Here is a 19829-nt window from a genome sequence, read left to right as displayed (position 1 = left end):
GCATTTTTGCTACACTCTAGCAAAATATTTCTGTTGACAAGATTTTCGTTCAAGTCCTTATAAACACGCGCTTTTTCACGCCCTTTCATTTTGCGGGCGTTAACATGCGTATCCGGGAGGCAGCCGACGGCAGTTGCGGGTTTCCTTCCCGCCGCGAAGCGGCTATGAACGCTCCCACATTACCAATGTACCGTCGATTCCGTTCTCCGCGGGATCTCAACTGCTCCGGAATCCGCCATGCGTCTGTCCCGTTATTTCATGCCCATCCTCAAGGAAAACCCCAAGGAGGCGGAAATCGTCTCCCACCGGTTGATGCTGCGCGCCGGCATGATCCGCCAGCAGTCGCAGGGCATCTATTCCTGGCTGCCGCTCGGCAAACGCGTTCTCGACAAGGTCAACGCCATTATCCGCGAGGAGCAGAACCGTGCCGGCGCCATCGAGCTTTCGATGCCGACCCTGCAGTCGGCCGAACTCTGGCAGGAAAGCGGCCGCTACGACGCCTACGGCAAGGAGATGCTGCGCATCAAGGACCGCCAGGAGCGACCGATGCTCTACGGTCCGACCAACGAGGAGATGGTGACGGATATCTTCCGTTCCTCCGTCAAATCCTACAAGGACCTGCCGCTCAATCTCTATCACATCCAGCTGAAGTTCCGCGACGAGATCCGTCCGCGCTTCGGCACCATGCGCTCGCGCGAGTTCATGATGAAGGATGCCTATTCCTTCGATCTGACCCGCGAAGGGGCGGAGCATTCCTATAACAAGATGTTCGCCGCCTATCTCAGAACCTTCGATCGGCTCGGCCTGCGCGCCATTCCGATGCGTGCCGACACCGGCCCGATCGGCGGCAATCTCAGCCATGAATTCATCATCCTCGCCGATACCGGCGAATCCGAGGTCTTCTGCCACAAGGACTTCGTCGGCTTCGATATTCCTGGTGACGGCACCGATTTCGACAGCGTCGAGGGTCTGAAGGCGATCTTCGACAAGTGGACCTCGCTCTATGCGGCGACCTCGGAAATGCACGACGAGGCTGCTTTCAACGCCGTTCCGGAAGGCGAGCGTCTTTCGGCGCGCGGCATCGAGGTCGGTCACATCTTCTATTTCGGCACGAAATATTCCGAGGCGATGGGCGCGAAAGTACAGGGGCCCGATGGCAAGGAACACTTTGTTCACATGGGTTCCTACGGTATCGGCCCGACGCGCCTTGTTCCCGCCATCATCGAAGCATCGCATGACGACAACGGAATCATCTGGCCGGCATCGGTCGCGCCCTTCGATATCGTTGTGATCAACATGAAGGCGGGCGATCAGGCCTGTGACGATACCTGCGAGCTGATCTATGCCGCGCTCAGCAAGGCCGGCAAGGATGTGCTCTATGACGATACCGACGACCGGGCCGGCACGAAATTCGCGACCGCCGACCTGATCGGTGTACCCGTCCAGATCATCGCCGGCCCGCGCGCGGTCGCGAACGGCGAGGTCGAAGTGAAGGACCGCAAGACCGGCGCCCGCGAAACGATGACGATCGAAGCGGCGATCAACAGGTTCGTGGCTTAAGGAAACGGAGGCGAAATGGCAGAGGCAGCAGTGGACCGGAGTTCAACATCCGGCTTGGGTCCGGCTGGCAAGCCATTTTCCACCTTCGAACGCCTTGTGGCCTGGCGCTATCTGCGCGCCCGGCGCAAGGAAGCCTTCATCTCGGTCATCGCCGGCTTCTCCTTCGTCGGCATCATGCTCGGCGTCGCGACGCTGATCATCGTCATGGCCGTCATGAACGGCTTCCGCACCGAGCTCGTCTCGCGCATTCTAGGCATCAACGGCCACATGATCGTGCAACCGGTCGATGGTCCTTTCACCGATTATCCCGACCTCGCCAGTAGGCTCGCCGGCGTGCCCGGCATCAAGATGGCGCTGCCCCTGGTGGAAGGCCAGGTACTCGCCTCCGCATCGGCCGGCGGCAGCACCGGCGCTTTGGTGCGCGGCGTCCGCGCTGAAGACCTGACCAAGCTCAAAACGGTCTCGGATAACATCAGATCCGGCGATATGGTGGGCTTCGCCGCCGGTGAAGGCGTGCTGATCGGCACTCGCATGGCCGATCAACTGGGTCTTCGCGTCGGCGACCTCATCACCCTGACCTCGCCGGAAGGTGACATCACGCCGATGGGCGTCAATCCGCGCGTCAAGTCCTACAAAATCTCCGGCTTGTTCGAGATCGGCATGTCTGAATATGATTCCTCGATCATCTTCATGCCGCTCGAGGAAGCGCAGCTCTATTTCAATGCCGCTGGGCTGGTGCAGTCGATCGAGCTTTTCGCCGATCACCCCGATGATATCGACGCTCTGAGGCCGAAGGTGGAGGAGGCGGCCGGCCGCCAGATCAACCTCACCGACTGGCGCCAGCGCAATCAGACCTTCTTCTCGGCGCTGCAGGTTGAGCGCAACGTGATGTTCATGATCCTGACGCTGATCGTGCTTGTCGCGGCGCTGAACATCATCTCCGGCCTCATCATGCTAGTGAAGGACAAGGGCAGCGATATCGCCATTCTGCGCACGATGGGCGCCAGCGCCGGCGCCATCATGCGCATCTTCTTCATGACCGGGGCGGCGATCGGTATTGTCGGCACCATCGCCGGAGTGCTGCTCGGCGTCCTCGTCTGCGTCAACATCGAATCCATCCGCCAGTTCTTCTCCTGGATCTCAGGCACCGTGATCTTCAATCCGCAGGTCTACTTCCTCAGCCAGTTGCCGGCCGAGATGGATCTCAGCGAAACGATTTCGGTCGTGATCATGGCGCTCAGCCTCTCCTTCATGGCCACGATCTTCCCGGCATGGCGCGCCTCCAGGCTCGATCCGGTGCAGGCCCTGCGCTACGAATAAGGAATGCCGCATTCATGAATCGCAACGTCGTCCTCAAGCTTACCGGCGTCGAGCGCCATTACGGGCAGGGCGATACGCTGCTCTCGATCCTGAAGGGTGCGGATTTCTCGCTGTCGAAAGGCGAGATCGTCGCTCTTGTCGCCCCCTCCGGCACCGGCAAGTCGACGCTGCTGCATGTCGCCGGTTTGCTCGAGCATCCCGACGGCGGCGAAGTCACCATCAACGGCCATGCCTGCGACGGGCTGAGCGACGAGAAGCGCACGGCGATCCGTCGCCGCGAGATCGGCTTCGTCTATCAGTTCCATCACCTCCTGCCGGAATTTTCCGCGCTCGAAAACATCATGATGCCGCAGCTGATCGCCGGCCTGTCCTGGAAGGAAGCCGGAGAGCGGGCCGGCCAGCTTCTCGACTATATGCGCATCGGCCATCGCGGCTCGCACCGCCCGGCCGAACTTTCAGGTGGCGAGCAGCAGCGCGTTGCGATCGCCCGCGCCGTCGCCAATGCGCCGACCCTGCTTCTGGCCGACGAGCCGACCGGTAATCTCGACCCGGAAACGGCAAGCTACGTCTTCGACGCGCTCGAGGCCTTGGTGCGCCAGTCCGGCCTCGCCGCCCTTATCGCCACGCACAACCACGAACTCGCCCGCCGCATGGATCGGCGCGTGACGATCTCCGACGGCAAGGTCGTCGATTTCTGATCGATGTCGCCCGGACGTGCGCAGCGGTTCCGGGATAAAGACGAAGAGATGACGCGTCTGGCGGCAGGTTCGAATCTACCCGCCTCCGGCTCCGTCATGGGATGATCAGTCCGCCGCGATAGTCGAGCGCGTAAGCCTTCCGTCCGTCGACCATGATGCATTCATGACCGCTGAACCGTTCACAGCCGCCTTCGCTGCGATCGACATAGCGCCCGAACGGATGGTCGAATTCCATTCCGCCGAGAAAGCGGCCCTGCCGGTACATGGCAGAAAGCGCCGCCTTGATCACTGTTCCCGCTGCGCTGGCATCGATGAGATCGGGCGCAATGACCCAGCCGAAATAATTCATCGCCCAGATCGGCTCGTCGGCAAACCACACCACCTCCTGTCCGGCGAAGTCGGTGCCGCCGAAATAGCTGTCGAGATAGCGCCAGTCGCCGCGCACGTAGCCGATATCGTGAGACCCCTGCCGGCAGGGCGGGCGCGGCACGCCGCCGCCGACATAGCTGGCAGCTTTGGCTTCGACGACGAATTCGTTCAGCATCGCTGTCTCGGGCATAGGGTCCTCCTCCTGATTCATCAGTTGGGATATAGCAGGATGCGCAGAACATAAACAGAACAAATACGGGGAGCCCTTGTCGTCCGCGGGATGTGTCCACGTTCCTTGCGGCACCGGGGCCGGCGAGGCCGCGGCTCGGCATCTCAAGCCCGTCGCCGAAGCTTTCACCGAACCGTTGCGTCGCCGGGGTGTTTTTCAAACGCAAGCAGGAAGGAAAAGATTCCTGTTGACATCGGAACATAGATCGAACAAATTGAAAACATAACGAGTAAAGGAGAGCCAGATGACTGACATGATCCGTGATATCGCAGCATTCACCTCCATCGCAATGTTCGTTGCCAGCTTCTCGCTCATCGTCATCGCGATCTAAAGTTTTCAGGGGACTGCATGGTCATCATGCGGTTCGAACGCGGGACTTCTTCTGGACATCATCGCCCTCCATGCCGACAATGCGTCTGATTCATTCGGTGATTGGGAAGGCATGTCATGGCGGATATAGTAAGGGCTTCGACGGGTGAGGCGATCGGCGACACGCCGGGCTTCATTCACCTGAGAATCCATTCCGCCTATTCGCTTCTCGAAGGCGCGCTGCCGCTGAAGAAGATTCTCTACAAGGCGGCCGGAGACAATCAGCCGGCCATCGCGATTACCGACACCAACAATCTGTTCGTCGCCCTCGAATTCTCGCAGAAGGCAATGGACGACGGGCTGCAGCCGATCATCGGCTGCCAGGTCTCGATCGACATGGAAGACGGGCTGGAGACCGAAAAACGCGGCGGCCAGCAGGCATTGGTCAAGCTGCCGTCGATCGTTCTTCTCGCGGCCACGGAGGCCGGTTACGAAAGGCTGGTCGACCTCATCAGCCGCGCCTATCTCGGTGGTGAAGGCAATCAGGCCGTCCATGTCCGAACCTCCTGGCTGGAGGAGGCGGGCACGGAAGGGCTGATCGCGTTGACCGGTGCCCTGACGGGGCCGGTCGATGGGGCGATCAGGGAGGGTCATCCCGCCCAGGCCGAAGCGCGGCTGCTCATGCTGAAGCGTCTCTTCGGCGACAGGCTCTATGTCGAACTGCAGCGGCATGGCACCTACGACAAGCGGCACGAGCAGAAGATCGTCGGGCTCGCCTATGCCCACGATCTGCCGCTGGTCGCGACCAACGAGGCCTTCTTTCCGACACGCGACGATTACGACGCCCATGATGCGCTGATGGCCGTCGCCCATAATGCCATCGTCTCCGACGACAGTCGCTTTCGCCTGACGCCGGATCACTACCTGAAGAGCCGCGCCGAAATGGCCAAGCTCTTTGCCGATTTGCCGGAAGCGCTGGAGAACACGATCGAGATCGCCAAGCGCTGCTCCTTCGTATTGAAGACGCGCAAACCGATCCTGCCGCGTTTCACGGGTGCGACCGACGACGCCGAGGAGGCCGAACGCGCCGAGGCGGGCGAATTGCGCCGCCAGGCGGTCGAAGGGCTGGACATGCGGCTTTCGACCCTCGGCATGTCGCCGGGTTATGAGGAAAAGGATTATCGCGAGCGGCTGGAATTCGAGCTCAGCGTCATCGAGCGCATGCGCTTTCCCGGCTACTTCCTGATCGTTGCCGACTTCATCAAATGGGCCAAGCAGCATGACATTCCGGTTGGGCCTGGCCGCGGTTCGGGCGCCGGTTCGCTGGTCGCCTACGCGCTGACGATCACCGACGTCGATCCCTTGCGGTTTTCGCTGCTGTTCGAACGCTTCCTCAATCCGGAGCGCGTGTCGATGCCGGACTTCGACATCGACTTCTGCCAGGACCGCCGCGAAGAGGTGATCCGATACGTCCAGGCCAAGTACGGCCGCGAACAGGTGGCCCAGATCATCACCTTCGGTTCGCTGCAGGCGCGCGCAGCACTCCGCGACGTCGGCCGCGTGCTGGAGATGCCCTACGGCCAGGTCGACAAGATCTGCAAACTGGTGCCGAACAATCCGGCCAATCCCACGCCGCTCTCCAAGGCGATCGAGGAGGAGCCGAAGCTGCAGGAGGAGGCGGCGAAGGAGCCGGTGGTCGCGCGCCTGCTCGATATCGCTCAGAAGATCGAGGGACTTTACCGCCATGCCTCGACCCATGCCGCCGGTATCGTCATCGGCGACCGCCCGCTATCCAAGCTCGTGCCGATGTATCGCGATCCGCGCTCCGACATGCCGGTCACCCAGTTCAACATGAAATGGGTGGAGCAGGCGGGCCTGGTCAAATTCGACTTCCTCGGCCTGAAGACGCTGACCGTCCTGAAGGTCGCCGTCGATTTCGTCGCCAAGCGCGGCATCAGTGTCGACCTTGCGGCCATTCCCCTGGACGACAAGAAGACCTATGAGATGCTGTCACGCGGCGAGACGGTCGGCGTGTTCCAGGTGGAAAGTGCCGGCATGCGCAAGGCGCTGATCGGCATGAGGCCGGACTGCATCGAGGACATCATTGCGCTGGTGGCGCTCTATCGTCCGGGTCCGATGGAGAACATCCCGACCTACAACGCCCGCAAGCACGGTGACGAAGAGCTGGAATCGATCCATCCGATGATCGACCACCTGCTCAAGGAAACCCAAGGGGTCATCGTCTATCAGGAACAGGTGATGCAGATCGCCCAGGTCCTGTCCGGTTATTCGCTCGGAGAAGCCGATCTTTTGCGCCGCGCCATGGGTAAGAAGATCAAGGCTGAGATGGACCAGCAGCGCGAACGCTTCGTCGATGGCGCCGTTAAGAACGGCGTATCGAAGCCGCAAGCCGACAATATCTTCGAACTGCTGGCGAAGTTCGCCAATTACGGCTTCAACAAGTCGCATGCCGCCGCCTACGCCATTGTCTCCTACCAGACGGCCTATATGAAGGCGCATTATCCGGTTGAATTCCTCGCCGCCTCGATGACGCTCGACATGTCCAACACGGAAAAGGTCAACGACTTCCGCCAGGACGCCAAGCGCCTCGGCATCGAGGTGATCGCCCCGTCGGTGCAGACTTCCTTCCGCCAGTTCGAAACCGGCGACAACCGCATCTATTATGCGCTCGCCGCTCTCAAGGGCGTTGGCGAATCCGCCGTCGACCATATCGTCGAGGTGCGCGGCGACAAGCCCTTTGCCGGCATCGAGGATTTCTGCCTGCGCATCGACCCGCGCCAGGTCAACCGCCGCGTGTTGGAAAGCCTGATCTTTGCCGGTGCCTTCGATTGTTTCGGTATGGATCGCGCCCAGCTTTCGGCCGGCCTCGACCGTATCCTTGGTTACGCCCAGCGCGCCCAGGAGAACAAGCTGAGCGGGCAGTCGGATATTTTCGGCAGCACGCTAACGTCCGGGCCTGAGAAGATCTCCCTGCCGCCGTTTTCGCCCTGGCTTGCCTCTGAGCGGCTGCTCAAGGAGTTCCAGGTGCTGGGCTTCTATCTCACCGCCCACCCGCTCGATTCCTACAACAACATCCTACAGAAGATGCGGGTACAGACCTTTGCCGAATTTTCCGCAGCGATCAAACAGGGCGCGTCCAATGCGCGCCTTGCCGGCACCGTCATCTCCAAGCAGGAGCGCAAGACCCGCACCGGCAACAAGATGGGCATCATCGTCTTTTCGGATTCGTCGGGCCAGTTCGAAGCCGTGCTGTTTTCGGAAATGCTGAACCAGTACCGCGACATGTTGGAGTCCGGAAAATCCTTCCTGCTGACCGCGACCGGCGAGGAACGGCCGGAGGGCATCGGTCTGCGCATCCAGACGATCCAGTCGCTGGAGGAGAAGTCGCTGCAGATGCAGAAGGCGCTGCGCGTCTATGTCCGCGATTCCGGACCGCTGAAAATGGTTGCCGGCCATTTGAACGCCAAGGGCGACGGCCTGGTTTCCTTCATCGTCATCAAGGAAGAGGGCAAGCGCGAGGTCGAAGTGGCGCTGCCGGAGAAATACCGCATCACACCGGAGATCGCCGCCGCCCTTCGCGCTGCCCCCGGCGTCGTCGACGTCGAGCTGGTGTGATCGTGACGCGGATCGCCCAGCGGCGAAGTGGATCGCCAGCGGCGAAGTGGATCGCCTTGGGTAATGCACCTTACCCAGGGTGATGCACCTCGGCCCCGGGGTGATGGCCGTCAGCCGCGGGTGATGGTAATGAAATTCGTGCCTTCGCCGGTCTCCCGGCCGAGGCCGGTATCGGAGATCGTCAGCGTCGAGCCGGGCGCGATCAGCGCGTCGATCTTGTGGCGGGTCTCGTCGGGGATGGAAATCCGGCTCAGCGAACGGGCGATCGGCTTGCCGGTGACGATCGAGCTTTCCTGATTGCTGATCCCGAGCCGCTTCATCGTTTCGCGCGTGAGATTGTTTTCGAGCGTGATGCCGAGCCAGTCCGCCGTGCCGGCCTTTTCATCCACCGCCTGCAGGGTGAAGAAATGCGTGCCGAGCGCCAGCCCCGGATCGGCGATCGTCACCGGCGCCTCGAAGACCGGCTTGAACGCCCTTCGCACCATGATGACGCCGTTCGCTGGCTCGCCCTTGCCGGCCGCGGCATAGACGGCTTTTAGCAGCCTGTCGGAGATCAGGCTCCTGTCGCCGGCAAATTCCGCCGGACGCAGCGTCTTGAAGGCCGCGATCGCCTCAACGGTCGCCGGGCCGAGTAAGCCGTCCGGATCGCCGGCCGAAAAACCGAGTTGGTTGAGGAGGGTCTGAATGTCGATCACCGTCTCGCGCAGCGTCCGCCGCGTGATGAGCATGCTGATCGGCTCGGTTGGCGGCTCGATTTCGAGCGTTGCCATGGGCGGCGCTATCGGCATCGGCATGGCCGCCGTGTCGTTCATCGCCACCTGCACCGGCTTTTGCGGGCTGTCGGGCATGGATGGCCGCAATTCGACATCCGAAAGCAGCGGCATCGCCGTCGGCGCATCGGGATGGAAAAGGGTCGGATGGTCGATCGGCTGCGGCGCCAGCTCGCCGTCGCTGATGATGACGGGAATGCCGGCCTCGGTCATCCCATAGAGCATTTTCGCAAAGGCCCCGGGCATGCGCACGCAGCCGTGCGAGGCCGGATAGCGCGGCACGGAATTCGATTCATGCAGCGCGATGCCAGACCAGGTCAGCCTTTGCATGAAGGGCATCGGGGCGGCCGAATAGAGATTGGATTCGTGGTATTTCCGCTTTTCGAGCACCGAGAAGATGCCGCTCGGCGTCGTGTGGCCGTCCTTGCCGGTCGAGACCTTCGAGGTCGCGACGACCTCGGTGCCGTCATAGACCGCAAGCGACTGCTTGTCCTTCGAAACGAAGATCTGCAGCGTGCGCACATCCGCGGCAAAAGCAGGGTGCACGAGTGCGGTGGCCGACAGCAAGCCGAGGCCGAAGACGAAACGCGAGACCATGATACCCAACCATACGCAATACTGGTCCGGCACATTATGGGACGAAGTTTAAGGAAGATTTTATAGGCTGAGCCAGTTGGCCGCCTCACGTGTGAGAGCATGTCTCGCAAAAGTGTGCGCGGTATTGCGGTAAAGACATGCGAGAAAATAAAGACCTAAAGCGTGAGAAGCGAATCTGAAAGATCGCGACACGCTTTAGTGATCGCGCTTGTTGCTGCCGAAGGTGTAGCCGGTCTCGACCGTGTTCTTGCCGAACTTGTCGCGCAGCTTGTCCATCGCCGCTTCGGCGGCCGCCCGCCGGCCCGATTGCCGGTCGATGAGATCGGGCGGATCGGCGCGGGCAGCATCGCCGAGGTCGGTGACGCCGATGCCGATCAGGCGGAATTTCGTGCCGTCCGTCTCCTTTTCGAGCAGCTCGAGCCCGATCCGGAAGATCCTGTCGGCCAGCTGGGTCGGGTCCTCGAGCTTACGGTTGCGGGTGCGCGTCTTGAAGTCGGCGCTCTTCATCTTCAGCACGACGGTGTGGCCGGCGATGTCGCCTTTCTTCAGACGCCAGGAGACCTTTTCGGAAAGATTGCGCAGGATCGGCACCAGGTCGTCGTAGCGCGAGATGTCGTCGAAGAAGGTCGTCTCGGCCGAGACGCTCTTGGCGGCATCGTTGAGATGCACTTCGCGGTCGTCGATGCCGCGCGACAGGCGGGCGAGCCGCTGGCCGATGCTGCCGTAGCGGCGCATCAGGTCGTTCTCTTCCATCTGCTGCAACTGGCTGATGGTGCGGATGCCATCCGCTTCCAGCGTCGCGGCAAGGGCCTTGCCGACACCCCAGATCGTGGTGACGGGCCGCGGCGCCAGGAATTCGACCGCTTCCTCGCGGCCGATGACGGAAAAGCCGCGTGGCTTCTGCAGGTCGGAGGCGACCTTGGCGAGGAATTTGCAATAGGAAAGCCCGACCGAGACGGTAATGCCAATCTCCCTTTCGATGCGCCGGGCGAATTTGGCGAGCGTGCGCGCCGGCGGGTCGTGATGCAGTCGCTCGGTGCCGCCAAGCTCCAGAAAGGCTTCGTCGATCGACAGCGGCTGCACCAGCGGCGTCAGATCCTGCATCAGCGCCCGCACTTGGCGCCCGACCCGGACATATTTCTCCATGTCAGGACGAATGACGACCGCCTGAGGGCATGCCTCCAGCGCCTTGAACATCGGCATCGCCGAACGCACCCCGTGGATACGGGCGATGTAGCAGGCGGTGGAGACGACGCCGCGTTTGCCGCCGCCGATGATGACGGGCTTGTCGGCAAGCTCAGGATTGTCGCGCTTCTCGACAGCCGCGTAGAAGGCGTCGCAATCGATATGCGCCAGCGTCAGTGCATGGAGCTCGCGATGGCGCACCAGACGCGGACTGCCGCAGGATGTGCAACGGCGCGCCTCGCCCTTCTGCTCGGCAAGGCAGTCGCGACAGAAGCCGGGTGTCTTGTCAGGCGCGGGCGTCATGGTGAGAACAAAGGTTGAACGTTGCGACACTACGCCTTAAGCTGACGAGTCTCAAGAGCAGGGGGAGCTTTGCCTTTGGATAACGATCTTCGTTTCGAGCCGGTGACGGGGGGACGCTGGGGCGACTTCGAAACCCAGTTCGGGCCGCAGGGCGCTTTCTACAATTGCTGGTGTGTGGCGCTGCGTCTGCCGCATGCGGTGAGGACGAAAATGGCGGCCGACGAGCGCAAGGCGCATATGCGGGAGCGGATCGAGGCAGGACCGCCGCCGGGCGTCCTCTGTTATGCCGGTGGCGAGCCGGTCGCCTGGGTGCAGGTCGGGCCACGCCACGACGTGCCGCAGTTCAACTCGCCGCGCACCGTTTCGCGGCCGCTGGAAGAGGGCGAGGCGCATGATCCGTCGATCTGGGCCGTCAGCTGCTTCTTCCTGCTGCCCAGGCTGCGCGGCAAGGGAATGAGCCATCGGCTGCTCGCCGGCGCGATCGATCACGCCAGGCGCCAGGGCGCACGGCTGCTGGAAGCCTGTCCGATCGACCACGTGAAGCAGTCGAAATCGGTGACGCTCTGCATCGGATCGACGGCGATCTTTGATGCGGCCGGCTTCGAGACTGTGGCAAGGCGCAAGGACGGGCGGCCGTTCATGCGGCTGGAATTGCGCGACTGAACGTGCCGGAAGGAAAATGCGCCTCGATCAGCTCAGCGGCATGCGCCCAGTCGATGGCGCGGGTAATGTCGTCGGCCGCTGGCGGCGCGAAACGATGGACCGGTGAAACCGGCATCAGATGAATGAGCAGGCAATCGGCCACGTGTTCCCTGACGGAATGCAGATTGTGCGCCATATCATCGATGAAAACGACAGGAAAGGAGCGGCTGGCATGCAGCGCGTGGACGATCGGCCCCTTGGGCTGCTCGCTGGCAAGCAGCGGAAAGACCAACCCGGCGCTGTCCAACAGGCGGCGGCGCTGATCCTGGAATCGTGGCGGCATCGCCGTCAGGAAGAGGATATCGGCCGCCTGCGAAAGCCGGCCGAGCGTTTCGACGACGTGGTCGACCGGCGTCTGCCACAGTTCCTGCGCTTCGAAAAACTCTTCGATCAGCCGGCTGACCTGGTTGCCCTCAACCTCCGCACCGTCCGCGGTCGAGATGATGTTGCCGTGCAGCCGGAACGATCGCGGCAGGAACGCATGGCCCAGGCTTTGAAGAAAAAGCTGGAACGGATCGATGAACTGCAGCACCACATCGTCGACGTCACAGACGATCAGCGGCCGCTCGCCGAGGCGGATATGCGAAATATCGAGATCGGTCACGCTCAGTATTCCCCGGAATCGAGACCCGGCGAGGAGAAATGCCGCCAGGCGGCGGTCACCGTCTCCGGGCCGAGGCCGCTCGCTGCGCAGAAGGCCATCGCCGTCGGCTCGTGGTTCATCAGGAAATCCATCATGCCGGAGAGGAAGCCCGGATCGTTGACGGCGCCGCGCACCTGTTCCGGGGCCACGCCGGTGAGCGCGAGGAAGCGGCCGAACATGTCGGGATCGTCGGCAAGCCAGCCGAGCACGGCGATCGCCGTCTCGTGCGGGTCGGCCGCCAGTTGTTTCGAAGTCTTGAAGTTGCTTTGCATTTCGAGGGGTAAATTACCTTTTCTTCAACCAAATACCGCTAGCGTGCGCTATCGGTTTCAAGGAGCTCTTCATCCGCATGTGCCTTTCTCATGGGACGAACCGCTGCGCGAACGGACGTAGGGACAGCTTGTCATGCCCAAACAGGTGATGATTGTAGAAGATAACGAGCTCAACATGAAGCTCTTTCGCGACCTCATCGAGGCGTCCGGCTATACCACGATCCAGACGCGCAACGGCATGGAGGCGCTCGATCTGGCGCGCAAGCATCGCCCCGACCTCATCCTCATGGATATCCAGCTTCCCGAGGTCTCCGGCCTGGAAGTCACCAAATGGCTGAAGGAAGACGACGAGCTGCACGTGATTCCCGTCATCGCCGTCACGGCTTTCGCGATGAAGGGCGACGAGGAGCGCATCCGCCAAGGCGGCTGCGAGGCCTATGTTTCCAAGCCGATCTCGGTTCCGAAATTCATCGAGACGATCAAGACCTATCTGGGCGATGCCTGACGCATCGGAAAGACGCTTATGACTGCGCGAATACTGGTGGTTGACGATATTCCGGCCAACGTGAAGCTGCTCGAAGCGCGGCTGCTCGCGGAGTATTTCGACGTGATGACCGCCGCCGACGGCCACGAGGCGCTGGCAATCTGCGAGCGCAATCAGGTCGATCTGATCCTGCTCGACATCATGATGCCCGGTATCGATGGTTTCGAGGTCTGCGAGCGGCTGAAGGCCAGCCAGAAGACCTCCCATATCCCCGTCGTCATGGTCACAGCACTCGACCAGCCGGCCGACCGCGTGCGTGGCCTGAAGGCCGGCGCCGACGATTTCCTCACCAAACCGGTCAATGATCTGCAGCTGATCTCCCGGGTAAAGAGCCTGCTGCGGCTGAAAACCTTGAGCGATGAGCTGCGCATCCGCGCCGACACCGCCCATACGATGGGCATGGGCGATCTCATGCGTGCAGGCGAGGGCCGCGCCGACGAGGCCGGCCAGGTGCTGCTGGTCGATAGCCGCGCCAATTCGCAGGAACGCATCGTCAGGGCCCTGAAGCCCGTCGCCGATGTGCTCGCCCTCTCCGATCCGCAGGCAGCCCTTTTCGAAGCAGCCGAGAACGTCTTCGACCTCGTCATCGTCAACGCCAATTTCGACGATTACGATCCGCTTCGCCTCTGCTCGCAATTGCGATCGCTGGAGCGCACACGCTTCCTGCCGATCCTGATTATCACCGAGCAGGGGGCTGACGAGATGGTCGTGCGCGCCCTCGATCTCGGCGTCAACGATTACATCATCCGTCCGGTCGATCCGAACGAGCTGGTCGCCCGCAGCCTGACGCAGATCCGTCGCAAGCGCTACAACGACCGTCTGCGCGCTAGCGTCAAGCAGACGATCGAGCTTGCCGTGACCGATCCGCTGACCGGACTTTACAACAGGCGCTATCTCGACAATCACCTGAGTGTGCTCTTCAACCGCTCGATGGCGCGGGGCCGTCCGCTTTCGATGCTGATCACCGATATCGACCGTTTCAAGCAGGTGAATGACACTTACGGCCATGATGGCGGCGACGAAGTTCTGCGCGAATTCGCAAATCGCGTCCGTTCGACCATCCGCGGCGCCGATCTCGCCTGCCGCTACGGCGGGGAAGAGTTCGTCGTTGCCATGCCGGACACGTCGCCGGAAGTGGCCGCCGCTGTCGCCGAGCGCTTGCGCGCTGCGGTCGAGAGCGCCCCTTTCATGCTGAAGCACTCCGGAGAAACGCTGAACGTCACCGCTTCCTTCGGCATCGCCTCGCGGATTGGCTCGGTGCTGACCCCGGACCAGCTGATGAAGCAGGCCGATCTTGCTCTTTACGAGGCCAAGAATACCGGCCGCAATCGCGTGGTTGCCGCGGCTGCCTGACGAATCACCCGCACGCTTTACGGCCATTTGCGGGTTTTCCACTGCCGTAAGCGAATTGTTACCGATTTTTAAGCTCCGCCCACGCGACGCAGGCCGAAAATTTTGCAACTCGATAGCCCAAAAATGGACTCCAGGCGTTGCTGTGGATAACGGCGGCGTGCGACAGTTTCTGGAATGCCGGGCGGCGCTCGGAATGAAATGGGGACTATAAAAGAACGTCTGCTGACAAGATGGTCAAATAGAGTGCGGCGGCGTCACCTCACGTAAGGGGAGGGGCGGCTTAAGTTATTAAGTTATATTGTCGAATTTCTTTTAGGCGTTCGGCACTAGGCTTCGGAGGCACGCAGAGGCGTCAAATCTTTGTGTGTGCCAAAACTGGACTTTTAACCATAGAATCAAGCTAAGAAAATTCATCATTAAGAATTTGTTGATTTTCTTTCATTTCTGCGCAAATTATCGGCTTCATAATAGAAGCGCTCCCATGCAGGAGCTGTCCGATACCCCATGATGCTCAGGTCCGCCGCATCTCCTGGGTCGTGGGGTCGGTCGGCTAGTAGGCAAGTCATAACGGTTCCTCGTGCCGTTTTGCATGCTGGCCGACCCCCTTTCAGGAAAACGCCGTCACTTCCCGAAGATGGAAGGGCGGCGTTTCTTGTTTGCGCTATCATCTCTCAAACGCGGTCGTACCGGACAATAAAAAACGCGCAACCCGAAGGCGCGCGCTTTTTGAAATCCGTCAGGCCAAGTGATTACTTGATCTTGGTTTCCTTGAACTCGACATGCTTCTTAGCAATCGGGTCGTACTTCGTCTTCGTCATCTTGTCCGTCATCGTACGGCTGTTCTTCGTCGTGACGTAGAAGAAACCGGTGTCGGCTGTCGACAGCAGCTTGATCTTGATTGTTGTAGCCTTGGCCATGGTCGTCCTGCCTTTAAGAAAATGAAAGCCGTGGAAGCCGGATGGGGCTCCACGGCAAATTCTGGCGCGAAACTACGAATCCCGCCCGAAAAGTCAAGCCCGTTTTCGAATGAACATCAATCTGATGCCGGAAAGCATGGCGTAAAAGCCGAAGAAGGCGGCAATCGCCCAAGCAAAACCGTTATTTCCGGCGACATCGATCGCTGCGCCGATCGCCTGCGGCCCGGCCACGGTTCCCATCGCATAACAGAAGACGAAAGCGGCATTGGCCGCCGCGAGGTCGGAACCGGTCAGACGTGAGCCGAGATGGCTGAGGCCGACCGTATAGAGGCCGGAGACGCAGCCGCCCCAGAAAAGCAGGAGCCCGGCCATCAGCAGCCAGTTGTCGACCAGCAACGGCAGCATCATCGAGCCGATGAAGCCCATCAGCGCCATGCCGGCGAGAAGCGGCCGCTTGTCGGGGATGCGGTCCGAGAGCAGGCCGAGCGGGATCTGAAAGATGACGTTGCCGACGCCCATCATGGTCAGCAGAAGTGCTGCCTGCGATTCGGTAAAATGGGCACGCACGGCAAAGATCGGGAAAAGCGACAGCCCGCCGGCTTCGACGGCGCCGAAGATGAAAACGGCCGCCGTCGCCGTCGGAACCAGGAACACGTAACGCATGAAATGCAGCTCCGGCTTTTCCTCGAGCACCGGGCTTTCGTAGCGGGCGATGAAAATCGGAATGGCGGCAAGTAGAATGGCGCCGGCGCCGACCAGGAAGGGGAAGATGCCGTCGCTGCCGAGCAACGAAAACAGCAGCGGTCCGGCGGCAAAGCCCAGCGAAAGCACGGTCGCATAAATGCCGAGAACGAATCCGCGCTTGGACGGCGGCGAGGCGGCGTTGATCCAGAATTCGGAGAGGATGAACAGCGTCGTCGTTGCGCCGTGGAAGGCGAAACGCAGCGGAAACCACATCCAGAAATCCTGGGCATAGTAGAAACCGAGCGCGCTCAGCGCTGAAATCACCACAGCCCAGAGCATTGTCGGCGCAACACCGTATATATGCGCGAGCTTGGTGGTAACGGGCGCGGCGGCCATCGCCGCAATGCCTGCCATCGCGGTATTGAGCCCGATCAGGGTCGATGAGATGCCGCGTTTTTCGAGGATGATGCTGAGCAGCGGAAGTCCGAGACCGATTGCGATGCCGACGGCTGATATCGACGAGATGGCTGCCACCAGAGAAGGCCAATGGATTTCTTCGAGATCGCCTGGTGTGCCGTTTCTCGGCTGAGACATTTATCCATCCTTAGAAAGCTTCGCGAGCGAATCGGCCGGTCGCTTCGCATAGAAAGACACGGACGTGCCAAATCCCGGTGACGAGCAGCGTTTCGCAGTATTTCCGATGTGAGTGACCGCCTGCGGAATGTAAAGCCTGTTCAGACAAGAAAAGCTTACCATGTCAAGTCGTTGAGGATCGACGACGCCCGCGTTCGGTAGTGGTCGGTGGAGGGCAGCCACTACACGTTAAATATGTCTGGAAGGTGAAAGCATTCAATCAGGCCGCCGGGGAAGGTCGTAATCATCGTGGTCATCGCTCTCCCCACCGAAACCGTGCATGCGCAGCGCCCACTGCAGGCCAATGACGCCGCCTTTGATCGGCTGGATCGAGGCAAGCGCGGTGACGACGGTGATCGGCGCCCAGATGGCGAGATGAACCCATACCGGCAGAACGAAAGTCGTGTCGGTCAACATGTAACCACCGACGAGGACATGGCCGAGGACGAGGATGACGATATAGGGCGGCAGGTCGTCCGCGCGGTGATGGTGCATCGCCTCGCCGCAGGCGGCGCAGTGATCGACCGGTTTCAGGAAAGCGCGAAAGAGCTTGCCGTCGCCGCAGGCCGGGCAGCGGTTCATCAGCCCACGCAGGATCGAGCGCCGCAGCGGACGTTCGATCTCGGGCGTGCCCCCGTAGCGGACCGTCGGATCGGTCTGTGTGCCCATCGCATGTTCCTTTTCAGCCCAAAAGTGTAGGGCTCCTGAATGAGGCTCGATGCCGTGAGATGCATTAACGCCGTCCGCGCGGCGGCCTCGTGCCGGGTTTCTTGCGGACCTCGCCTCTGTCGCGGCGGCCGGCCTTATGGAAGGAGCGCACCGCCGTCGGCATCTCGCGCCCCTCGCTCAGCATTTCGAAACGCAACGCGCCCGCAAGCGGGATCGCCTCGGCAAGCTTGACGGTAACGCTGTCGCCGAGCCGATAGCCGAGCCCCGTGCGTTCACCCGAGAGCGCCTGATGCGCCTCGTCATAGATGAAATAGTCGCTGCCGAGCGTCGATATAGGGACGAAACCATCGGCGCCATAGTCCGGCAGAGCGATGAAAAGCCCGGATTTCGTCACCCCTGAGACACGGCCGGCAAATTCCTCGCCGACCCTGGTGCTCAAGTGATGGGCGATCAGCCGGTCGATGGTCTCGCGCTCGGCCGCCATCGCCCGGCGCTCGAAGGTCGAAATCTCCGCGGCGATATCGTCGAGAGCGGCTTCTTCATCCGGCGTGATGCCGCCCTCGCCGAAGCCGAGCGAACCGACGAGCGCGCGATGCACGATGAGATCGGCGTAGCGGCGAATCGGTGAGGTGAAGTGGGCGTACTTCATCAGGTTGAGGCCGAAATGGCCGATATTCTCGGGGCTGTAGATCGCCTGGCTCTGCGAGCGCAGCACCATCTCGTTGACCATGGTCTGGTGCGCCGTGCCCTCCGCCTTCGCCAGAATGCCGTTGAAGCTGTTGGCGCGCACATTGCCGCCTTTGGCGAGCGAGATGCCGAGGGTCGCCAGGAACTCGCGCAGGACTTCCTGCTTGGCCAGCGTCGGGCCGTCATGGATGCGGTAGACTAGGGCCTGGCGCTTCTTTTCCAGCGTCTCGGCGGCGGCGACGTTCGCCTGGATCATCATCTCCTCGATCAGTTTGTGCGCGTCGAGCCGCGGCGGCACGAAGACACGATCGACCGTGCCGTCCGGCTTCAGCAGGATCTTGCGCTCCGGCATGTCGAGTTCCAGCGGCTGACGCCGGTCGCGTCCGCGTTTCATCACCTGATAGGCGTGCCAGAGCGGCTTCAGGATCGGCTCGAGCATCGGTCCAGTCTTGTCGTCGGGATTGCCGTCGATCGCTGCCTGCGCCTGCTGGTAGGAAAGCTTGGCGGCGCTCTTCATCATGATGCGATGAAACGTATGGCCGATCTTGCGGCCTTCGCCGGAGAAGCTCATGCGCACGGCAAGCGCGGGACGATCGACGCCTTCCCTTAGCGAGCAGAGATCGTTGGAAATGCGCTCCGGCAGCATCGGCACGACCCGATCCGGGAAATAGACCGAGTTGCCGCGCTTCAGCGCCTCGCGGTCGAGCGGCGAATTGGGCCGGACATACCAGGAGACGTCGGCGATCGCGACGGTGACGATGACGCCGCCGGGATTGTCGGGGGAGGGGTCGAGCTCGGCATAGACGGCGTCGTCATGATCCTTGGCGTCGGCCGGATCGATGGTGATCAGCGGCACGTCGCGCCAGTCCTCACGATGCGACATCGTCGCCGGTTTTGCCGCTTCCGCCTCGGCCATGACGGCGGGGGAAAGACATGCGGGATGCCATGGGCATGGATGGCGATCATCGAGATCGCCTTTTCCGAGCCGACGGAGCCGACGACGGAGAGAACCTTGGCGCGCGGCAGGCCGAAGCGGCCGAGCCGGGCGACTTCGATCTCGACCAGGTCGCCATCCGCAGCACCGCCGGTGAAATCGGGATCGATCACCATCTCCTCGCCGCGCCGCTCGATCGGCAGCAGCCGGCCGCCGCCGCCGGGCGCGGTACGGAAAACCCCCATCGAGGCGCCGCGGCGCCTGTCGATCACCTTGATGATCCGCGCCGTATAGGCCGGCCCGCCGCGATCGACGGCCGGGAAGATCTTTGCCAGAATGCGATCGCCGAGGCCGGCGACGGGTGCCTTGCCCTTGCCCTGGCGGCCTGCCGGCGATTGCTGGCGGATAGCGACGGCAGGCGCGACACCCTGCTCCTCCGGCCATTCCGCCGGCCGGCCGATGAGGTCACCGTCCTTGTCGCGCGTGGTGATATCGAGAACGGTGACGGGCGGAAGGGCGCCGGGGCGGATGAGCGACTTGCGGCTCTTCTGCAGCATGCCTTCCTGTTCGAGCTCCTGCAGCAGATGCTTGAGCTCGACGCGGCTGTCGCCCTTCAGCCCGAAAGCCTTGGCGAGTTCACGCTTCGAGGCCTTCTGCGGATGATCGGCGATGAAGCGCAGGATCACCTCGCGCGAGGGCAGCGCGCCGTGGACAATGTTCAGCGGCTCGACGGCGGGAGCATCCTTGCCCGTGCGGCCGATCTTGCCCGGGCGCTTGCCCGCAGGGTTCGTTCTGTCGCGCGGTATCCTGCTCAC

At 61.7% G+C, this 19829-nt stretch carries 15 protein-coding genes and 1 pseudogene; 7 read left to right on the top strand and 9 right to left on the bottom strand.

Annotation, left to right across the window (positions count from 1 at the left end; all coding sequences use genetic code 11):
* The first annotated feature begins 237 nt into the window (after positions 1 to 237).
* The 3 genes from proS to MHI61_RS15350 are packed head-to-tail and all read left to right on the top strand — an operon-like array spanning position 238 to position 3578.
* Positions 238 to 1560, top strand: a complete 1323-nt coding sequence (gene proS, locus MHI61_RS15360) for a proline--tRNA ligase (RefSeq protein WP_239792595.1) — start codon at positions 238 to 240, stop codon at positions 1558 to 1560.
* 15 nt (positions 1561 to 1575) lie between these two features.
* Complete coding sequence (locus MHI61_RS15355) at positions 1576 to 2880, top strand: lipoprotein-releasing ABC transporter permease subunit (protein WP_239792594.1); 1305 nt, start codon at positions 1576 to 1578, stop codon at positions 2878 to 2880.
* A 14-nt stretch (positions 2881 to 2894) separates the two neighbouring features.
* Positions 2895 to 3578 (top strand): ABC transporter ATP-binding protein, encoded by a 684-nt coding sequence (locus MHI61_RS15350; RefSeq protein WP_097581582.1) that lies wholly within the window; start codon positions 2895 to 2897, stop codon positions 3576 to 3578.
* Positions 3579 to 3672: 94 nt separating this feature from the next.
* Here the strand turns inward: MHI61_RS15350 and MHI61_RS15345 are convergent, their stop codons facing one another.
* Positions 3673 to 4137, bottom strand: coding sequence for a DUF5680 domain-containing protein (locus MHI61_RS15345; RefSeq protein ID WP_239792593.1), 465 nt, complete (start codon positions 4135 to 4137; stop codon positions 3673 to 3675).
* A 486-nt stretch (positions 4138 to 4623) separates the two neighbouring features.
* Here MHI61_RS15345 and dnaE point away from each other — a divergent pair, with 486 nt between their 5' ends.
* Positions 4624 to 8121, top strand: a complete 3498-nt coding sequence (gene dnaE, locus MHI61_RS15340) for a DNA polymerase III subunit alpha (RefSeq protein WP_239792592.1) — start codon at positions 4624 to 4626, stop codon at positions 8119 to 8121.
* A 110-nt stretch (positions 8122 to 8231) separates the two neighbouring features.
* On the opposite strand, the gene MHI61_RS15335 is transcribed toward dnaE, so the two are convergent.
* Positions 8232 to 9488, bottom strand: a complete 1257-nt coding sequence (locus MHI61_RS15335) for a L,D-transpeptidase family protein (RefSeq protein ID WP_239792591.1) — start codon at positions 9486 to 9488, stop codon at positions 8232 to 8234.
* A gap of 195 nt (positions 9489 to 9683) precedes the next feature.
* Positions 9684 to 10976, bottom strand: coding sequence for a DNA polymerase IV (locus MHI61_RS15330; protein ID WP_239792847.1), 1293 nt, complete (start codon positions 10974 to 10976; stop codon positions 9684 to 9686).
* A 75-nt stretch (positions 10977 to 11051) separates the two neighbouring features.
* Between MHI61_RS15330 and MHI61_RS15325 the strand changes: the two genes are divergently transcribed.
* Positions 11052 to 11639 (top strand): GNAT family N-acetyltransferase, encoded by a 588-nt coding sequence (locus MHI61_RS15325; RefSeq protein WP_239792590.1) that lies wholly within the window; start codon positions 11052 to 11054, stop codon positions 11637 to 11639.
* On the opposite strand, the gene MHI61_RS15320 is transcribed toward MHI61_RS15325, so the two are convergent.
* Entirely contained in the window at positions 11614 to 12288 is a 675-nt protein-coding gene (locus MHI61_RS15320; RefSeq protein ID WP_239792846.1) for a hypothetical protein, read from the bottom strand. The genes MHI61_RS15325 and MHI61_RS15320 overlap by 26 nt on opposite strands.
* Complete coding sequence (locus tag MHI61_RS15315; RefSeq protein ID WP_239792589.1) at positions 12285 to 12593, bottom strand: DUF3572 domain-containing protein; 309 nt, start codon at positions 12591 to 12593, stop codon at positions 12285 to 12287. The genes MHI61_RS15320 and MHI61_RS15315 overlap by 4 nt, the downstream gene beginning before the upstream one ends.
* 133 nt (positions 12594 to 12726) lie before the next feature.
* Here MHI61_RS15315 and MHI61_RS15310 point away from each other — a divergent pair, with 133 nt between their 5' ends.
* Together MHI61_RS15310 and MHI61_RS15305 are read left to right on the top strand one after the other, a co-directional pair.
* Positions 12727 to 13098: a response regulator gene (locus tag MHI61_RS15310; protein WP_003547430.1), complete on the top strand. Its 372-nt coding sequence runs from the start codon at positions 12727 to 12729 to the stop codon at positions 13096 to 13098.
* Between the two features lie 18 nt (positions 13099 to 13116).
* On the top strand, positions 13117 to 14490 hold the full coding sequence (locus MHI61_RS15305; RefSeq protein ID WP_239792588.1) for a PleD family two-component system response regulator: 1374 nt from the start codon (positions 13117 to 13119) through the stop codon (positions 14488 to 14490).
* A gap of 749 nt (positions 14491 to 15239) precedes the next feature.
* On the opposite strand, the gene rpmG is transcribed toward MHI61_RS15305, so the two are convergent.
* The 4 genes and pseudogenes from rpmG to rnr form a co-directional block, all read right to left on the bottom strand.
* The gene (gene rpmG, locus MHI61_RS15300; protein ID WP_003587245.1) at positions 15240 to 15407 is read right to left on the bottom strand and encodes a 50S ribosomal protein L33; all 168 of its coding nucleotides are present in this window, start codon (positions 15405 to 15407) and stop codon (positions 15240 to 15242) included.
* A 93-nt stretch (positions 15408 to 15500) separates the two neighbouring features.
* Positions 15501 to 16685, bottom strand: a complete 1185-nt coding sequence (locus MHI61_RS15295; RefSeq protein WP_239792587.1) for an MFS transporter — start codon at positions 16683 to 16685, stop codon at positions 15501 to 15503.
* A gap of 255 nt (positions 16686 to 16940) precedes the next feature.
* On the bottom strand, positions 16941 to 17393 hold the full coding sequence (locus MHI61_RS15290; RefSeq protein ID WP_239792586.1) for a DUF983 domain-containing protein: 453 nt from the start codon (positions 17391 to 17393) through the stop codon (positions 16941 to 16943).
* A 64-nt stretch (positions 17394 to 17457) separates the two neighbouring features.
* Positions 17458 to 19829, bottom strand: a pseudogene (gene rnr / locus MHI61_RS15285) (ribonuclease R).

Source organism: Rhizobium sp. K102, assembly GCF_022385315.1.
GTDB classification, from domain to species: Bacteria; Pseudomonadota; Alphaproteobacteria; order Rhizobiales; family Rhizobiaceae; genus Rhizobium; species Rhizobium croatiense.
Note: the sequence above shows the minus strand (reverse complement) of the source record. Positions and strands in the feature narration are given on the sequence as shown.

Coding starts and splice junctions, on each gene's coding strand:
- proS (WP_239792595.1), top strand. CDS start 238: ATGCGTCTGTCCCGTTATTTCATGCCCATCCTCAAGGAAAACCCCAAG.
- MHI61_RS15355 (WP_239792594.1), top strand. CDS start 1,576: ATGGCAGAGGCAGCAGTGGACCGGAGTTCAACATCCGGCTTGGGTCCG.
- MHI61_RS15350 (WP_097581582.1), top strand. CDS start 2,895: ATGAATCGCAACGTCGTCCTCAAGCTTACCGGCGTCGAGCGCCATTAC.
- MHI61_RS15345 (WP_239792593.1), bottom strand. CDS start 4,137: ATGCCCGAGACAGCGATGCTGAACGAATTCGTCGTCGAAGCCAAAGCT.
- dnaE (WP_239792592.1), top strand. CDS start 4,624: ATGGCGGATATAGTAAGGGCTTCGACGGGTGAGGCGATCGGCGACACG.
- MHI61_RS15335 (WP_239792591.1), bottom strand. CDS start 9,488: ATGGTCTCGCGTTTCGTCTTCGGCCTCGGCTTGCTGTCGGCCACCGCA.
- MHI61_RS15330 (WP_239792847.1), bottom strand. CDS start 10,976: ATGACGCCCGCGCCTGACAAGACACCCGGCTTCTGTCGCGACTGCCTT.
- MHI61_RS15315 (WP_239792589.1), bottom strand. CDS start 12,593: ATGCAAAGCAACTTCAAGACTTCGAAACAACTGGCGGCCGACCCGCAC.
- MHI61_RS15310 (WP_003547430.1), top strand. CDS start 12,727: ATGCCCAAACAGGTGATGATTGTAGAAGATAACGAGCTCAACATGAAG.
- MHI61_RS15305 (WP_239792588.1), top strand. CDS start 13,117: ATGACTGCGCGAATACTGGTGGTTGACGATATTCCGGCCAACGTGAAG.
- rpmG (WP_003587245.1), bottom strand. CDS start 15,407: ATGGCCAAGGCTACAACAATCAAGATCAAGCTGCTGTCGACAGCCGAC.
- MHI61_RS15295 (WP_239792587.1), bottom strand. CDS start 16,685: ATGTCTCAGCCGAGAAACGGCACACCAGGCGATCTCGAAGAAATCCAT.
- MHI61_RS15290 (WP_239792586.1), bottom strand. CDS start 17,393: ATGGGCACACAGACCGATCCGACGGTCCGCTACGGGGGCACGCCCGAG.